This window comes from Bacteroides graminisolvens DSM 19988 = JCM 15093, assembly GCF_000428125.1.
In the GTDB taxonomy this organism is placed as follows: Bacteria; Bacteroidota; Bacteroidia; order Bacteroidales; family Bacteroidaceae; genus Bacteroides; species Bacteroides graminisolvens.
Genome location: NZ_ATZI01000008.1, coordinates 64,602 through 81,389, shown reverse-complemented (window position 1 = coordinate 81,389; position 16,788 = coordinate 64,602). Strand labels below are relative to the sequence as shown.

Genomic DNA, 16,788 nt, shown 5'->3' with positions numbered 1-16,788 from the left:
TATGAGCACGGATAAATTTGTTATCGGACTTGATTATGGAAGTGATTCGGCCAGAGCAATTGTAGTTAATGCAATGACTGGCGAAACGCTTGCAACATCGGTGAAATATTATCCTAGATGGCAAAAAGGGTTGTACTGCAACCCTGCCATCAACCAATATCGTCAACATCCACAAGATTACATCGATGTATTGGAAGGAACTGTGAAAGAAGCTCTTGCAGCTTGTCCTACCGGTACTGCTGAAAAGGTAGTCGGTATCGCTTTTGATACAACAGGAAGCACACCTGCTTTCACCGACGCAACGGGTACGCCATTGGCTCTTCTTCCTGAATTTGCAGAAAACCCAAACGCCATGTTTGTTTTGTGGAAAGACCACACGGCTATTAAAGAGGCTGCCGAAATTAATGAACTTTCTAAAAAATGGGACATTGACTATACTGCATACGAAGGAGGAATTTATTCCTCTGAATGGTTCTGGGCAAAAGCTCTTCATGTATTGCGCCAAGACGAACAGGTTCGTGCCAAAGCATATTCTATTGTAGAATATTGCGAATGGTTACCAGCCTTAATTACTGGTGTTAACAAAAGCAGCGATATTGTTCGTAGCCGTTGTGCTTGTGGACATAAGGCGATGTGGCACGAAAAATGGGGAGGCTTACCTGCCGAAAATTTCTTGACCACACTAGATCCACTCTTAGGAGGATTCAGAGAACGCTTGTTTGACAAAACAGAAACAGCCGATAAACCTGTAGGTAACTTAAGCCAGGAATGGGCTGAACGTTTGGGCTTAACAACCCAAGTTGTAGTTGCCGGTGGAGCCTTCGACTGCCACATGGGTGCTGTAGGCGCAGGTATCACTCCACACACGTTTGTGCGTGTAATTGGAACGTCAACATGCGACATCATGGTAGCTTCTTACGAAGAAATGGGTGATAAGCTGATCAAAGGTATTTGTGGACAGGTTGACGGCTCAGTTATTCCGGGTATGGTTGGTCTGGAAGCTGGTCAGTCGGGCTTCGGAGATATCTACGCTTGGTTTAAAAAAGTATTGGAATTCCCTCTTAAAAATATTTTAGTTGAAAGCTCGCTGATCGATGAAACAACAAAGGCTAAGTTGATCGACGAAATTTCATCTCAAATAATACCTGCTCTCACGAAAGAGGCAGAAAAAGTACCAGTAAGTGAAAGTACAATCATTGCTACTGATTGGATGAATGGACGACGTACTCCAGATGCTAACCAAATGCTCAAAGGAACTATCACAGGACTCACTTTAGGAAGTTCTGCACCTCGTATTTTCCGTGCCTTGGTTGAAGCAACAGCTTTTGGTTCTAAAGCAATTGTTGATCGTTTTAGGAATGAGGGCGTACAAATAGACAATGTAATTGGTATTGGAGGAATTGCATTAAAATCATCTTTTGTGATGCAAACATTAAGTGATGTGCTTAACATGCCAATCAAAGTATGTAAAACAGATCAGGCTTGTGCATTGGGAGCTGCCATGTTTGCCGCTACCGCAGCCGGTCTTTATACCAAAATTGAAGATGCACAACATGCTATGTCATCTGGGTTTGCATTTGAATACAAACCCAACGAAGCAAATGCTGCTGCATATCAAGATGTTTATGACAAATACATTAAACTTGGCTCATTCACTGAAAAAGAGCTGTTTTCATAAATAATAATTATAGGTAAACAAGGATGGAGTATGGCACATCATCTTTGTTTACCTAATTATTTGATTGTTAACCGTTACACACATATCCATGAAAATCAAAAGAGTATTACTATCACTTTGCCTCTCCCCTATCTTTCTTTACGGACAGGACATCCAGAGTCCCGATGGTCTTCTGAAAGTTATTTTAAAATCTGAGAGCGAAAAAACAACTTACGTTGTAACATACAAGAACAAAACGATGCTTGAAGAGTCTCCATTAGGTCTGGAAAGTACTATTGGTGATTTCTCAACTGGATTAACATTTCTATCAGAGAGTAAAAAGCAAATAGAAGAAAATTATTATTTACCTAATGGGAAAACTAGTCGTATACATTATTTAGCGAATGAATTGACTGTTTCATATCTAAACAAAAACAAAGACACACTGCAAGTTTTATTTAGGGTAAGTAATAATGATATAGCATTGGCATATCGTCTTGCATCTCCTAAACAGACACATTGCACCATAAAAAGAGAATTGACCGGATTTAACTTCCCGGCACACACTACCACTTTCATCACTCCGCAAGCTCCTTCCGGAGAAGGCTGGATGAAAACAAAGCCTAGTTATGAAGAAGAGTACACTAATGAAGAGCCCATTGGTACTCCATCAAAATATAGATTAGGATACACATTTCCTGCTTTATTCCATTTAGGCAATACTGGCTGGGTGTTACTTTCTGAAACAGGAGTAACTAGCAGATATGCCGGTACCCGCCTTAGTGAAGGCAATCAAGAAGGTTTATACACTATTGCTTTCCCTGAAAAAGAAGAAAATGGAGGCATGGGTGATAATACCGTGACATCAAATTTACCGCTAACAACCTCATGGAAAACAATTACTGTTGGTGAGACTTTGAAACCAATTGTTGAAACAACATCTGCATATAACGGGATGAAACCTGTATATACTGCTTCTCAACCCTACAAACCAGGACGCAGTACATGGAGCTGGATCTTGTGGCAAGATGAGAGTTGCAATTACAAAGATCAGCAGATCTTTATTGATTTGGCTGCTGAGATGGGATATGAATATATATTAATTGATGCGCTGTGGGATAAACAAATTGGATATGAAAATATGCCTTCATTAATTGCCTATGCACAATCAAAAGGGGTAGATGTGATACTATGGTATAATTCGAATGGCGCATGGAATGATGCTCCTCAAGGTCCCAAACAAAGAATGGATACGGCTCCAGCCCGACAGAAAGAAATGGCATGGATGAAATCATTGGGGGTTAAGGGCATCAAAGTTGACTTCTTTGGTGGAGATAAACAAACCACAATGAAGTTATACGAAGATATACTGACTGATGCCAATCAATATGGAATATTTGTTGTGTTCCATGGAACCACACTTCCTCGCGGGTGGGAACGCATGTACCCTAATCACATGGGAAGTGAAGCAGCTTTGGTTTCGGAAAATTTAGTATTTAGCCAGGATTTTGCCAACAAAGAAGCCTATACAAGCACTATGTTACCTTTTACACGGAATGCAGTTTCAGCAATGGACTTCGGACCCGTATTCTTTAATAAGCGTTTCTCAAAACAAGCAGATAAAGGTACTATAAGAAAAACAACCGATGCTTTTCAGTTAGCAACATCCATTCTATATCAATCTCCTGTACAACATTTTGGCATTACACCTAATAATATACAAGAACAGCCTGAATACGTGATTAACTTCATGAAAAAGATACCTACCACTTGGGATGAAACTAGGTTCATTGATGGCTATCCTGGGAAATATTGCGTTATGGCTCGCCGATTTGGAAGTAAATGGTATATAGGAGCAACTAATGCAAGCAACAGTTTACAGAGCTACACACTTTCTTTGCCTTGGCTTATAGGAAAAGAAGTCACAGTTCTGTTTGACCATAAAGATAGAAGTGTTGGATTCAAAACTGCCAAAATAGACAAAAAAGGTTTATTGAAAATAGAACTAGAGAATCTGGGTGGTTGCGTAATCTACAGCAATGAATAAACAATATTACTTAACTTTATAATAAAAGAAACCATGAAGAAACAAATCCTAACAAGTGCTTTACTTGTGGCTTCTATGTCACTCTCTGCACAAAAAAGTGCTAGTATTAAGATTTATGCAGATCAAGGAAAAGAAATTATTCCAAAAGAAATCTATGGGCAATTTGCAGAACATCTGGGATCATGCATCTATGGAGGACTATGGGTCGGTGAAAACTCTGATATTCCTAACACGAAAGGTTATCGCACTGATGTGTTGAATGCCTTAAAAGATCTTCAAGTTCCGGTTTTAAGATGGCCGGGGGGATGTTTTGCCGATGAATATCACTGGATGGATGGCATTGGGCCCAAAGAGAATCGTCCTAAAATGGTCAACAATAATTGGGGAGGCACTATTGAAGATAATAGTTTTGGCACGCATGAATTCCTGAACCTATGTGAAATGCTAAATTGTGAACCATACATAAGTGGAAATGTAGGTAGTGGTAGCGTTGAGGAATTAGCGAAATGGGTTGAATACATGACTTCAGATGGCGACTCTCCCATGGCTAATTTAAGAAGAAAAAACGGTCGTGACAAAGCGTGGAAAGTGAAATTCCTTGGTGTAGGTAATGAAAGTTGGGGATGCGGAGGAAGCATGCGTCCTGAATACTATGCTGATTTGTACCGTCGTTATTCTACCTACTGTCGCAATTATGATGGCAATAGCCTTTATAAAATAGCTAGCGGGGCCAGCGATTACGATTACAATTGGACAGAAGTGTTAATGAAAAACGTAGGTCACCGTATGAACGGTCTCTCTTTACACTATTACACTGTTACCGGGTGGAGCGGAAGTAAAGGAGCAGCAACCAAGTTTAACAAGGATGATTACTATTGGACAATGGGTAAGTGCTTGGAAATTGAGGATGTAGTAAAGAAGCACATTGCTATCATGGATCAATATGACCCTAAAAAACATATCGGCTTACTAGTTGATGAATGGGGAACTTGGTGGGATGAAGAACCTGGAACAACGCGTGGGCATTTATATCAGCAAAACACATTGCGAGATGCATTTGTCGCTTCGTTAACCCTTGATATTTTTCATAAATATACGGATCGTATAAAAATGGCTAATATAGCGCAAATAGTAAACGTCCTACAATCTATGATTTTGACCAAAGGCAAAGAAATGATACTCACTCCGACTTACCATGTATTCAACATGTATAAAGTACATCAAGGTGCAACTTATCTTCCGCTGAATCTCATTTCCGACAAAATCAATGTTCGAGACAACAGAACCGTTCCTTTCATCAGCGCTACTGCCTCAAAAGACAAAAACGGTATCATACACATCTCACTATCTAATGTTGATGCAGATGAATATCAAGAGGTGAGCATTGAATTACCAGGGGTTAAGGTAAACAATATCTCAGGGCAGATACTAACATCAAATAATCTTACAGACTATAACTCATTTGAAAATCCAAATGTTATAAAACCACAAGATTTTAAAGATGCAAAAATGACAAAAAGCCTATTAAAGGTTAAGTTGCCTGCTAAATCAATTGTTACACTGACACTAAAATAAATAGTTTTTTCAGAAAGATAACTTACAATAAAGTATTATCTTTGCAGACAAACTTAATGATTATATATTATGAATGATAATAAGCTAATGAATCGCGCGGCTGATAATATTCGTATCTTGGCTGCATCAATGGTTGAGAAAGCAAACTCAGGTCACCCGGGTGGTGCTATGGGAGGAGCTGATTTTGTAAACGTACTCTTCTCAGAGTTTCTTGTATTCGATCCCAAAAACCCTAAATGGGAAGGTCGTGACCGCTTCTTTCTTGACCCAGGTCACATGTCTCCAATGTTATATTCTGTGTTAGCATTGACCGGTAAATACAACATGAATGAACTTTCTCAATTTCGTCAATGGGGAAGTCCTACTCCCGGCCATCCGGAAGTAGATGTAATGCGTGGTGTTGAGAACACATCAGGACCATTAGGTCAAGGACATACTTTTGCAGTAGGAGCTGCCATTGCTGCTAAATTCTTAAAAGCTCGTTTTGGTGAAGTTATGAACCAAACCATTTACGCTTATATATCAGACGGTGGTGTTCAAGAAGAAATATCGCAAGGTTCAGGACGTATTGCAGGACACTTAGGACTTGACAATTTAGTTATGTTCTACGATTCAAACGATATTCAGCTGTCTACCGAAACGGATGCTGTTACCAGCGAGGATGTTGCCAAGAAGTATGAAGCGTGGAATTGGAAAGTCATCACAATCAACGGTAATGACCCCGATGCAATACGCGCCGCTTTGAAAGAGGCCAAAGCAACTGAAAAACAACCTACACTTATCATCGGTAAAACCATCATGGGTAAGGGTGCTCGCAAGGCAGACAATTCAAGCTTTGAAAGTAACTGTGCTACTCATGGAGCTCCTCTGGGCGGTGACGCATATAAAAATACAATTATCAACTTGGGCGGAAATCCTGAGAATCCATTTGTGATATTCCCTGAAGTTGCCGAGTTATATGCAAAACGCGCAAAAGAATTAGAATCTATTGTAGCTGATAAATACGCAGCAAAAGCTAATTGGGCAAAAGCCAATCCGGAACTAGCATTGAAAATGGAAACATTCTTCCAAGGCAATGCTCCTGCTGTTGATTGGAATGGCATTGCACAGAAAGCTGGTTCGGCAACCCGTGCTGCTTCTGCAACTGTTTTAGCTGCTCTTGCTACACAAGTTGAGAACATGATTGTTGCCTCTGCTGACCTTTCTAATTCAGACAAAACTGATGGCTTCCTCAAAAAAACTCATGCATTTACTAAGGATGATTTCAGTGGTGCGTTTTTACAAGCGGGTGTATCTGAATTAACCATGGCATGTATTTCAATCGGTATGTCGCTTCATGGCGGTGTGATTCCTGCATGTGCCACTTTCTTTGTATTCTCAGACTACATGAAACCGGCAGTACGTATGGCCGCACTAATGGAGCAACCGGTTAAATTCATTTGGACACATGATGCGTTCCGTGTAGGTGAAGATGGTCCTACTCACGAACCTGTTGAACAAGAGGCACAAATTCGCTTAATGGAGAAACTTAAGAATCACAAAGGGCACAACTCCATGTTAGTTTTACGTCCGGCTGATGCAGAAGAAACCACTCAGGCATGGAAATTAGCGATGGAAAATACGAGTACTCCAACAGCTCTTATTCTCTCAAGACAAAACATAGCCAATCTTCCGGCTGGAACAGATTATGCACAAACTTCAAAAGGCGCATATGTAATTGCCGGTTCTGATTCTAACCCCGATGTTATATTAGTAGCTTCCGGTTCAGAGGTTTCAACTTTAGTTGCAGGTGCTGAATTACTTCGTAAAGACGGAATCAAATTAAGCATTGTATCGGCTCCTTCAGAAGGCTTATTCCGTGCTCAGGATAAAGAGTATCAAGAGACTGTTATACCAGCCAACGCAAAGGTCTTCGGATTAACCGCTGGTTTACCTGTTAATCTGCAAGGATTAGTAGGAGCAAATGGGAAAGTTTTTGGTCTGGAATCATTTGGTTTCTCAGCTCCTTACGAAGTGTTGGATGAGAAACTTGGCTTCACTGCTGAAAACGTTTACAACCAAGTAAAAGCATTATTAGCTTAAAAGTATGATTCATGCTTTAGGTGATTTGCTATCAGTAAAATCACCTAAAGTAATGAGTCAGCAAAACATAAATAGTACAAACCGCTTCTTTATATTTTAGAATGAAAACAATAGGAATCTGTTCCGATCACGCAGGCTACGAACTGAAACAATTCGTAAAGAAATGGCTGGAAGAACAAGGATGGCCATACAAAGACTTTGGCACATACACTGCAGAGAGTTGTGATTATCCTGATTACGCACATGCTCTTGCTTCATCTGTAGAGGCAGGAGAATGTTATCCGGGTATTGCTATTTGCGGAAGTGGCAACGGCATCAACATGACTTTAAACAAGCATCAGGGAATTCGGGCAGCACTTTGCTGGATTCCTGAGATTTCGTCTCTCGCCCGCAAACACAACAACGCAAATGTATTGGTCATGCCCGGACGATTTGTGTCGGAAGAAGAGGCTGCTAAAATAATGACTGAGTTCTTTCACACCGAATTTGAAGGAGGACGTCATCAAAAGCGAATAGATAAAATTCCTTTGTAGAAAGCGATTGGAAAAAATTGAGTATATAAAAAGGGCTGTAACTTCATGTTGCAGCCCTTTTTATATACTCTCACTAAATATAATTGTTCCTTCTATCTAGCAATAACTTGATTCCTTTAGTTCACAATCTTCTTTCCCCAATAAGTAGTTTTCCCATCGGAACTATATCCAGCATAAACGATGGTCAACTTACGTGGGGAAATTTCCCAGTCAACCTCTCGTTGCAAATACAATTTCACACCCCCAACCGTCACAGTTTGCTTGGTAGCATCAAAGTTCCAGGAACCAGTTAAGGCCCCTTCGGAAATATTACTGGAATTAAGTTTCAATGAAACAGACGTAAATTGCTTCTGATAATTATATCCCATATTTATATGTTCCCACTCACCGACTAATTCTTCCTCCTTAATAGCAACAGATGGAACCGCTCCATAGCGTTCAGGCATCACCAAAGGCCAACCTTCATCCGTCCATCTTATGCTACGCACATGACCCATCATAACAGCATTACTAGCATTAATTCCGGTAATGTTAGCAGGCAAGCGCCCTTGTGAAGCATAAAACCAATTATCTTGTCCGTCATTAAAAATAGCACAATGAGAAATTCCCACCCAACCATAGCTATTATTAAATTTATACGGATGCGTCAGAACAGGATAAGCATCTCCTCCCCCATTTTCGGTTATATTCTTGCCAACCATATCAAGATAAGGACCTTTTATATTCTTTGAGCGAGCCACACGCGTATTATATGCTACGGACAATTCATCATATGCCATAAACAAATAATAGTAACCTGTTTTAGAATTATAAATAATTTCGGGAGCTTCAGAAGCCTGCCACCTTCCATATCCCCTACGAGCTATCAAGTCGCCGTAAGAACTATGATCACCATTAATACTCCAAGGTTTACCCAATTCATTCAATGGTTTACCAGTTTCTGCATTAAGCTGAACAGCAGTAAACCCACTGTGCCAGGAACCATAAACAAGCCAATGCTCTCCTTCTGGAGTAATAACATACGAAGGATCTATCGCATTCCACATAAAATAGGCTTCCCAATCATTTGTACTCGAGCGAGTCCATTCATTTATACCTTTATTGGAAGCAGAACAAATTACATAACCTTTATCAACCCATTGATTACTAGCCGGATCCGAACACTCCATCACACCGATGAGTGCACGTTCGGTCCATGAATTATCAAAGTTAGTTGCATCGTCATACTTACCCGTTTTTATATAATGTCCCGGCACTAAACAATAATACATTCTATACAATCCGGTTCTTACCTTTCTGGCCACGGGAGCCCAATATCCATAACGCGGATTATCAATAAGAGGTAACCCCATCTCCGAACGATATTCATTTAATTTATCCTTGGCCCAACTAGGAGGATTCTCTGGCATTGTTGCTCCCAAATATTCCCAATTAACCAAATCTTTAGATCTACGTCCATGAAAATGGCCATAGCCGGAATGCGCATTACCATATGAAGCATCAGTTTGATACATGTAATAATATCCATCATCAGCTTTAAAAACAGTTGGATCATGTACATTGGCCAAGTTCCATTGATCCCGCTGACTCCAGGCAGCTATAGAGGTATAATTATCTGAGTAAACAGGTGGTTGATACTGAGCCAGTAAAGGATCTTCATATTCTGCTAATGTTTTAAAACTAGTTACAGCAGAGTAAATAGTTCCTTCAGAAGTCAGAAGATAAGCACGTACATAATAGGTTGTAGCAGATTGCAAGGCCGATAAGGTCAGCTCAAGTTTATCACCCACAGCTTCCTTTACATTATCAGCAGTTGTAGGTGTTAATTTGGTTATGCTATAACAAAAACCACGTTTAATGACATCTGTTTGTGAGCCAGAAACGACTGCGCTTAAATCGGCAGAAGAAACAGTTAAGTTCGTAACTACAGGATTCTCCAAGGACGGTTTTTCTGATAAAGGAGGGTCATCATTGTTACTGCACGCTAAAATTAGCGTGCAGAACATGGAGAAGAAATATAGGTTAAAATACCTCATATCTATTTATTCAGTTAATAACATATTAGATTTAAATTATCATTCAGCTGCAGAAGTAGTTAACTCCCACCCTGGATTTTGCTTCAACAAAGGTGCTTTCTTAACTTCTGAATCCGGTATAGGAAAACGATAATTCTTCGGACTATTAAACGCTCTGGAAGGATGTGTTCCGTCCGCTTCATAAGAATAGACAGAAGATGCCCCGGGAGTAACTACTACACTATAAATGTTGTAGACCTGCTGATAACGAGGTAGAGATTTCTCACTGGCAGCAGTTTTCCCTTCAAACAATTTCCAGCGACGCTCGTCAAAGAAGCGATGATCTTCGAAACAAAGTTCAATGCGACGTTCGTTACGAATGCGTTCGCGAAGCTGTTCTTTCGTCATCCCACTATAAGCAGGCATTCCCACGCGTCCACGAACCTGATTGACATATTGATATGCATTAGTCGGTCCCTCAGATTCATTGATGGCTTCAGCTGCGTTCAACAATATCTCGGCATAACGGAAAATGGGACAAGCATGAACATACGTGGTCGGATTCTTGAAAGACATGTTATTCAAGAATTTTTTGGTATAATAACCTGTTGTTGTTCCACCATGCAAGTCTTGATAATCCTTTCCATCGGGATATGATACATCAACAGCTCGTTCCTCCTCTTGTACTTTATCACCCCAAATAGAGCCATGATGCAGAATTGTTTGTTCCAAACGCGGATCACGGTTTGCATAAGGATTTTGCTCATCGTAACCAGAAGCAGCATCATCAATAGGCTTACCATTCTTCATCTCATACGCATCAACCAGGTTTTGTGTTGGGTTGGTACGTCCTGTAGAATTCACATTTCCGGAGAAGCCACAAGGTGCTAAGAAAAGCTCAATTTCGCGAGTATTCCACTCGGAACGGCTCAGAATGTATTCATTGTTTAAGTGAGGCGTAGACACAAAGCACTGATAATAGTTTTTATTGGGATCGTTATCCTCAGTAGTAAACAGTTTATAAGGATGCGCCTGTTGATTATTCTTCGCAATAAAATCTTTGGCAGCTTGTGCGGCCTCCTGCCACCAGTCAGTCTTACCCTCCGGATTGTTCAATGCAGAAGCTCTGTAAAGAAGAGCCCTTGATTTCAGAGCATAAGCAGTAGCGCCATTTACACGTCCCCAGTTCTCATTCTCATTACTATAACGAAATGGAAGTATATCTTTAACAGCATCACATTCATCAGCAATCCATTTCAGAGCTTCACTACAAGCAGTGCGCGACATATTCATGGCCGAAGCATTCCCCGCTTCAAAGACGATAGGAACACCGTTCTCATCATTACCGATAACCGGTATATCGCCAAACCAGCCGGCAAGATCGAAGTGAAAGATAGCCCTGAGTAATCTAGCTTCAGCCATATTACGGTCATACAAATGATTATCATCACCTGTTTTTTCAGCATTACCAATAACACTTTCTCTGGCGTTTTTCATAAATTGGTTAGCGGCTCTAATCCCCTTCAAATCGTTGGGCCAAAATCGTTCCGCAAACGGGTGACTCGTAGCAGAATAAGCATCTGTCAGCACACTGTGATAATAATGCACGTTCCAGAATGAGAGTGAATTATCAGTCATGCAGTCACGTGAAGCAGCAAGAAACTGTCCGTCGCTATATCCGGCAAAAGCATCAGGAAGGTATGTGTATACATTCGCTAAAAAGCCACGTGTATTTTCGTACTTGCTAAATATCTGTTCCTCAGACAAGGTCAAATCTACTTCTTTATCTAAATAATCGCTACAAGAACTGGAAACAGTTGCCAGCAATCCTACAGTGATATATATCAATATCTTTTTCATCATTTCATAATTTAAAGTACAACATTAAAATCCGATGTTTACACCAAATGTAAACGAACGGGTCTTGGGATACCACCAACAATAACTCATCGGCTTTTCAGGATCTACGTCATCCGGAAGATCACTCCAGTTATATAAATTATATCCGCTAAAGTAAAATCGGCACTTCGTCATGCTAATTTTAGCAATGAGTTCTTTGGGTAACGAATAACCAATCTCCACATTACGTAAAGACAGATAATTGCCGTTTCTCACCCAAATATCATTCTTGTATGTACCTGTAGCACGATCTGAGTCTATGGCATTAAAGCCACCGTAAAGCGGACGTGGATAAGTTGCGTTTATGTTACGCGGATCAGCGGGATTATCAGTATAATATCCCCATGCCTTCGTTACTTCGTGTGTTCCCATGTTACTCCAGCCACTAAAGCTGATAGCAGGTGAAAGAAAAACACTACGATTCAGATAAGCATTAAATACAGCACGTACATCAAAACCATTCCATTCCAAACCGATATTCAATGCCGGTATAATTTCGGGAATAATGGTATAGCTATCAGGTAACATGTCGTTAGAATCAATTTGTCGGTCACCGTTCAAATCCTTGAAAACAGCCGTACCTAATGTCTGCTTACCGTTAGATGCCGTATGATACGGATATTTCTCGGGATGATCAATTGCATCTTGCTGACTGGTAGCTACTTTATCGGGATCGTTCGCCCATTGCACGAACTTATAAATATTCCATCCGCCCACTGTGTTATTAAATGAGCTCTCATATAAAGCTGCTACTTCCGTACCATCATAAATTCGACGGCCCGTTTTACGTTGCCATTCCACATTGGGCTCCGTTTCATCCATTTCAGTTATCTTATTCGTATTGTAAGTTAGTAAACCTTCTAAGTAATAGTTTACCTTACCTATCTTACCACGATGGCCTAAAGTCACCTCAAGTCCCTTGCTCTCTGCTTTTCCGTAAGAATCAGAACTTACTGAAACTCCAATAATCGAAGGAATAGTGGAGCGTGTTACTAAGATGCCCGAACGCCACTCTTTAAACACATCTACCGCACCGTAAAGTTTCTTACCCCAGAAGTCAAAGTCTACCCCAATATTCAACATATCGGATATTTCCCATTTATTGTTACTATTGCCTGCTTTGCTCTCGTAGTAACCTCCGATATTGCTTTGCGAATAACCAAAGCTATAACCAGTTCCACTAGAGTAAGTACCCTGATAAGGATACCTTCCGGCACCTGTGCTCGACTGTCCGGCACGGCCATAAGAAGCACGTAGCTTCAACAAATCTATATTTTTGTTTTTCAACCATGACTCCTCAGAAGCAACCCAACCGAGTGATGTACCGTAAAAAGTGCCCCAACGTTCTTCCGGAGCAAAGTTATCACTAGCCATTCTACTTATGTTCCCGGAGAAGATATACTTATTATCGTAAGCATACATTGCTTGTCCGTTCCATGAAAGTGTACGTTCCGACGATGTACTTCCGCTTACCACATTCTGGTAAGTGCGAATAAAAGCACGTGCATCGACCGCATGTTTACCAAATTTATTGCTATAATTCAATCCGCCATTAAAGTTCAAATGATAGTAATACTCACGCTGATTGGCCGATGGATTAGTCAATGCCGAATATGAAGTATACTTCGTATACGTAAATTCGGACGGATCAGTAACATTCACATTGGTATAGTCGTAATTATACGTATTGATGGCATTGCGCTGAGTAGATTCAAATGTTTCGTAAGAGTCGAAACTAACAGTAGCATTCACCTTCAATCCTTTCAATAAACTACTGAGGTCTCCGTTCACACTCAATGTACTATACAAATTACGTCGACGGTTTTTCTCTTGTCCACTAGCCGCCAAATAGCGTAAGGGATTGTTGGCTGTACTACTGGCATACAGTTCACCGTTGGGACAATAAACCGGTTCCATCGGGTTAGCCTCCACTGCTCCGAACGTTGTTAAATCGAACACACTCTGTGTAGGCTGATTGATGTTATCAATACGTCCACCTAAATCTAATGATACATTTAAAAACTTCGTCACATCAATATCAATGTTAGAACGCAAATTCCATCGATTCAGCATGTGCTGCGTATCAAAGTTCTCGTTCCAACCGGTTCCTGTCTCGTTCCACATACCTTCTTGTCGCAGATAAGAGAAAGACACATAATAACGAGCCCGGTTATTACCCCCGCTTATCTGCATGTTCGTTTTGTACATGGGAGCTGCATCCCTATACAACTGTTCAAACCAATTCGTATCGAAGTATCTATAGCGATCAACGCCCTCTAATGTTTCACCATTACTTACGCGACGATACTTTTCAATCTGTTCATCCGTATACATGGGATCACTTCCACTCAGGTAACGCACCTGGTTACGAGTCAACGCCATATTATAGGAATTCTGCAATTCCATTTTGTTGCTCAGCATTTGATAGCCAATTTCCTGAGTAAAGTCAATATTGGTTTTACCAGCCTGCCCACGCTTAGTGGTTACAAGTATAGCACCATTGGCTCCTCTCATACCGTAAATAGCGGTAGACGCTGCATCTTTCAATACAGTAATGTTCTCAATCGGAAAAGCATCGAGAAAAGAGAGATCTCTCTCTACATTGTCCACAATGATAAGCGGAGCACGCGCATTCTGATTCATGGTACGTATACCACGAATGTACATGGCAGTTTCACTCCACCCCGGCTCACTACTCCATTCGTAAGTTTCCATACCGTTAACGGTAGCTGTAAAAGCATTTTGTAAAATGGTAACAGGATGTTTTTGTAATTCTTGCCCAGTCACTACAGAAGTAGCTTCAGTCATCAGCTTTTTCGCCTTGCGCCCAAAAGGAACCGGCATGGTATGCAGGTATTCATCCAAGTCTTCCGCCAATACAATCTGAAAGCCTTCATTGAAATCGGCATTTGCCGTAGCATTTAAATAGCCAACACTACTCACGCATATCTCATCCTGAGACTTCACATTCTTGAGAATAAAATAACCATCTTTGTCTGACAGGGCAATACGACTTTGTTCGGCTACATTGACTACAGCACCGGCAATAGGAGCACCTTTGCTGTCTACAATCCGCCCTTTCAATACTTGCTCGTTCTGTGCAAGGGCAATTGTTTGCAACCAGAGAAAGCCTAGCAGCAACAGAAATCTGCCTGATGCTGTGCATTTTCTTATACTATATTTTATGTTACTCATAATTATTCAATTTAAGAATTATTTCCAATCCGGGTTATTCTCAATGTTGGTCTTCCATACCTCACCTTCGGGTATTGGATAGAGGTACATCTTATTTTCAAAGACACGTCCTTGTGCCGTTTTACGGCTAATAGCCCCATTGGCCGCTACATCAATACCATAAATGGGACGAGAAAGAGCCTCAACAGCTACGTTCCAGCGACGCACATCCCAAGCACGATGTTCCTCGAAAGCAAGCTCAACCGTACGTTCTTTGTGAATGAAGTTTCGCATGGCTTCTTTTGAACTGGTCAAGTCGCTACGATTGGCCACCGAACCGGTAATTCCCGAACGCCGACGAATCTGGTCGAGCATATTATAAACCTCTGTAGAGGGTCCTTGCACTTCATTCAGCGCCTCAGCATAGTTCAGCATAATTTCAGCGTAACGAATGAAAGTCCACAAACGACGTGAAGTACCGGTATGTACCGAACCTAAAATAGCTTCCGGAATGTATTTGCGAACATAATAACCCGTAGGCGTAGCATTTGCATTACCCACCGGATTGTCGCGTTGTCCTTTGATCACATTGATTGTTCCGTTGCCCCATTCCGTACCATGATAAAGAACAGTAGCCTCCAATCGTTTATCGCGACCTGTCCACATAGTAGCATCACTATATCCACTGCCTGTGTTAATGGTAGGTTGACCGTTGTTGTAAACCGGTGCACCCGTGGCGTCATAAGTAGTGAAGGGCGAAGAACCGTCAATCATGTCGTACATGTCGACTAAGTTCTGCGAGGGACAAAGACCTCCTTTACCACCTTCGCCCACCGGCGTGTCATTTTGTATGGCACTCCATCCTACTGCTACATCATTTCTGAAGAATATAATTTCTTTGTTGCTGTCCAAATAGGTTGTACGAAGCAACGCATTATTATATGGCAAAATACCATCTGTTGTTTCCTCTGTAAAAAGAGCAAACTTAGAACCATAAGTATCCATAAAACTCTTCGCAGCATCTGCCGCTTCCTGCCAGGTTATTCCACTCTCAGCACTATACCGGGGACTGGCCATGTACAACTTAATGCGTGAAGCAAGTGCCCGTGCCATTGGCTGACCAATGCGACCTGCATAAGTTGCATTCCACGCATCTTGATAAGTAAGCAAGCCACTTTCACATTCACTCAGTTCCTTCAATAAGAAATCGACTACATATTCCTTCACCGTTGGCCGGTCGGTATATCCGCTCAGCAAATCACCATCCGGATCAAGTACTTCGGTAACAATGGGTACCGGACCGTAACGCAAAAACAACTCCCAGTAAAACCATGCGCGCAAGAAGCGAGCTTCAGAAGTATAGTTTGTTTTGTCCTGCAAGTACTTATCATTACTTAAGTCGGCACTTTTGGGCACACTTTCTATGCGATTAATGATCATGTTGCATTTGCGGATGCCGCGATAGTAATGTTCCCAAGTATCAGTCAGTTCGGCAGCACCGGCCGATCCGTAATAATTACCGATATTAAAAGTACTACGCACACCACCAGTTGCATAACTGGTTTCGGCTAAATCAGTAGCCGCATCCAGCCAAGAATTGTTTATGCGACATGCTCCGTGACGCAGGAAGTTATACGTATCAAAGTGGAATTGTTCCATCAAGCTCCAATCACCGAAGACCTGTTCTTCGGTTAATTCGTTACTGGGCTGCTTGTCCAAGAAACTACCAAATGCATCTTCGCATGAAGTAAGAACACTTGTAGAAATGGTTAGTGCAAGCAAGCTGTATAATATTGTTTTCTTCAT

9 protein-coding genes are annotated in these 16,788 nt (G+C 41.2%); 5 read left to right on the top strand and 4 right to left on the bottom strand.

Annotated features, from left to right (window positions below; all coding sequences use genetic code 11):
• Position 1: 1 nt before the first annotated feature.
• The 5 genes from C511_RS0108090 to rpiB all read left to right on the top strand — a co-directional run bounded on the left by C511_RS0108090 (position 2) and on the right by rpiB (position 7,894).
• Positions 2 to 1,678 (top strand): ribulokinase, encoded by a 1,677-nt coding sequence (locus C511_RS0108090; protein WP_024996710.1) that lies wholly within the window; start codon positions 2 to 4, stop codon positions 1,676 to 1,678.
• A gap of 88 nt (positions 1,679 to 1,766) precedes the next feature.
• Positions 1,767 to 3,704: a glycoside hydrolase family 97 protein gene (locus tag C511_RS0108085; RefSeq protein ID WP_024996711.1), complete on the top strand. Its 1,938-nt coding sequence runs from the start codon at positions 1,767 to 1,769 to the stop codon at positions 3,702 to 3,704.
• A 33-nt stretch (positions 3,705 to 3,737) separates the two neighbouring features.
• The gene (locus C511_RS0108080; protein WP_027318022.1) at positions 3,738 to 5,279 is read left to right on the top strand and encodes an alpha-N-arabinofuranosidase; all 1,542 of its coding nucleotides are present in this window, start codon (positions 3,738 to 3,740) and stop codon (positions 5,277 to 5,279) included.
• A 69-nt stretch (positions 5,280 to 5,348) separates the two neighbouring features.
• Entirely contained in the window at positions 5,349 to 7,361 is a 2,013-nt protein-coding gene (locus tag C511_RS0108075; RefSeq protein ID WP_027318021.1) for a transketolase family protein, read from the top strand.
• Positions 7,362 to 7,462: 101 nt separating this feature from the next.
• The gene (gene rpiB, locus C511_RS0108070; protein ID WP_024996712.1) at positions 7,463 to 7,894 is read left to right on the top strand and encodes a ribose 5-phosphate isomerase B; all 432 of its coding nucleotides are present in this window, start codon (positions 7,463 to 7,465) and stop codon (positions 7,892 to 7,894) included.
• Between the two features lie 116 nt (positions 7,895 to 8,010).
• Here rpiB and C511_RS0108065 read toward each other — a convergent pair whose 3' ends face one another.
• The 4 genes from C511_RS0108065 to C511_RS0108050 are packed head-to-tail and all read right to left on the bottom strand — an operon-like array spanning position 8,011 to position 16,788.
• Positions 8,011 to 9,930, bottom strand: coding sequence for an arabinan endo-1,5-alpha-L-arabinosidase (locus tag C511_RS0108065; protein WP_034781956.1), 1,920 nt, complete (start codon positions 9,928 to 9,930; stop codon positions 8,011 to 8,013).
• A gap of 39 nt (positions 9,931 to 9,969) precedes the next feature.
• Positions 9,970 to 11,769: a RagB/SusD family nutrient uptake outer membrane protein gene (locus tag C511_RS0108060; RefSeq protein WP_024996713.1), complete on the bottom strand. Its 1,800-nt coding sequence runs from the start codon at positions 11,767 to 11,769 to the stop codon at positions 9,970 to 9,972.
• Between the two features lie 24 nt (positions 11,770 to 11,793).
• A complete protein-coding gene (locus tag C511_RS0108055) occupies positions 11,794 to 15,003 on the bottom strand; it encodes a SusC/RagA family TonB-linked outer membrane protein (RefSeq protein ID WP_024996714.1) in 3,210 nt (1,069 codons plus the stop codon).
• 18 nt (positions 15,004 to 15,021) lie between these two features.
• Positions 15,022 to 16,788 (bottom strand): RagB/SusD family nutrient uptake outer membrane protein, encoded by a 1,767-nt coding sequence (locus C511_RS0108050; protein ID WP_024996715.1) that lies wholly within the window; start codon positions 16,786 to 16,788, stop codon positions 15,022 to 15,024.

Bases quoted from the DNA above. Each gene is read 5' to 3' on its own strand.
- C511_RS0108090 (WP_024996710.1), top strand. From the start codon at position 2: ATGAGCACGGATAAATTTGTTATCGGACTTGATTATGGAAGTGATTCG.
- C511_RS0108085 (WP_024996711.1), top strand. From the start codon at position 1,767: ATGAAAATCAAAAGAGTATTACTATCACTTTGCCTCTCCCCTATCTTT.
- C511_RS0108080 (WP_027318022.1), top strand. From the start codon at position 3,738: ATGAAGAAACAAATCCTAACAAGTGCTTTACTTGTGGCTTCTATGTCA.
- C511_RS0108075 (WP_027318021.1), top strand. From the start codon at position 5,349: ATGAATGATAATAAGCTAATGAATCGCGCGGCTGATAATATTCGTATC.
- rpiB (WP_024996712.1), top strand. From the start codon at position 7,463: ATGAAAACAATAGGAATCTGTTCCGATCACGCAGGCTACGAACTGAAA.
- C511_RS0108065 (WP_034781956.1), bottom strand. From the start codon at position 9,930: ATGAGGTATTTTAACCTATATTTCTTCTCCATGTTCTGCACGCTAATT.
- C511_RS0108060 (WP_024996713.1), bottom strand. From the start codon at position 11,769: ATGAAAAAGATATTGATATATATCACTGTAGGATTGCTGGCAACTGTT.
- C511_RS0108055 (WP_024996714.1), bottom strand. From the start codon at position 15,003: ATGAGTAACATAAAATATAGTATAAGAAAATGCACAGCATCAGGCAGA.
- C511_RS0108050 (WP_024996715.1), bottom strand. From the start codon at position 16,788: ATGAAGAAAACAATATTATACAGCTTGCTTGCACTAACCATTTCTACA.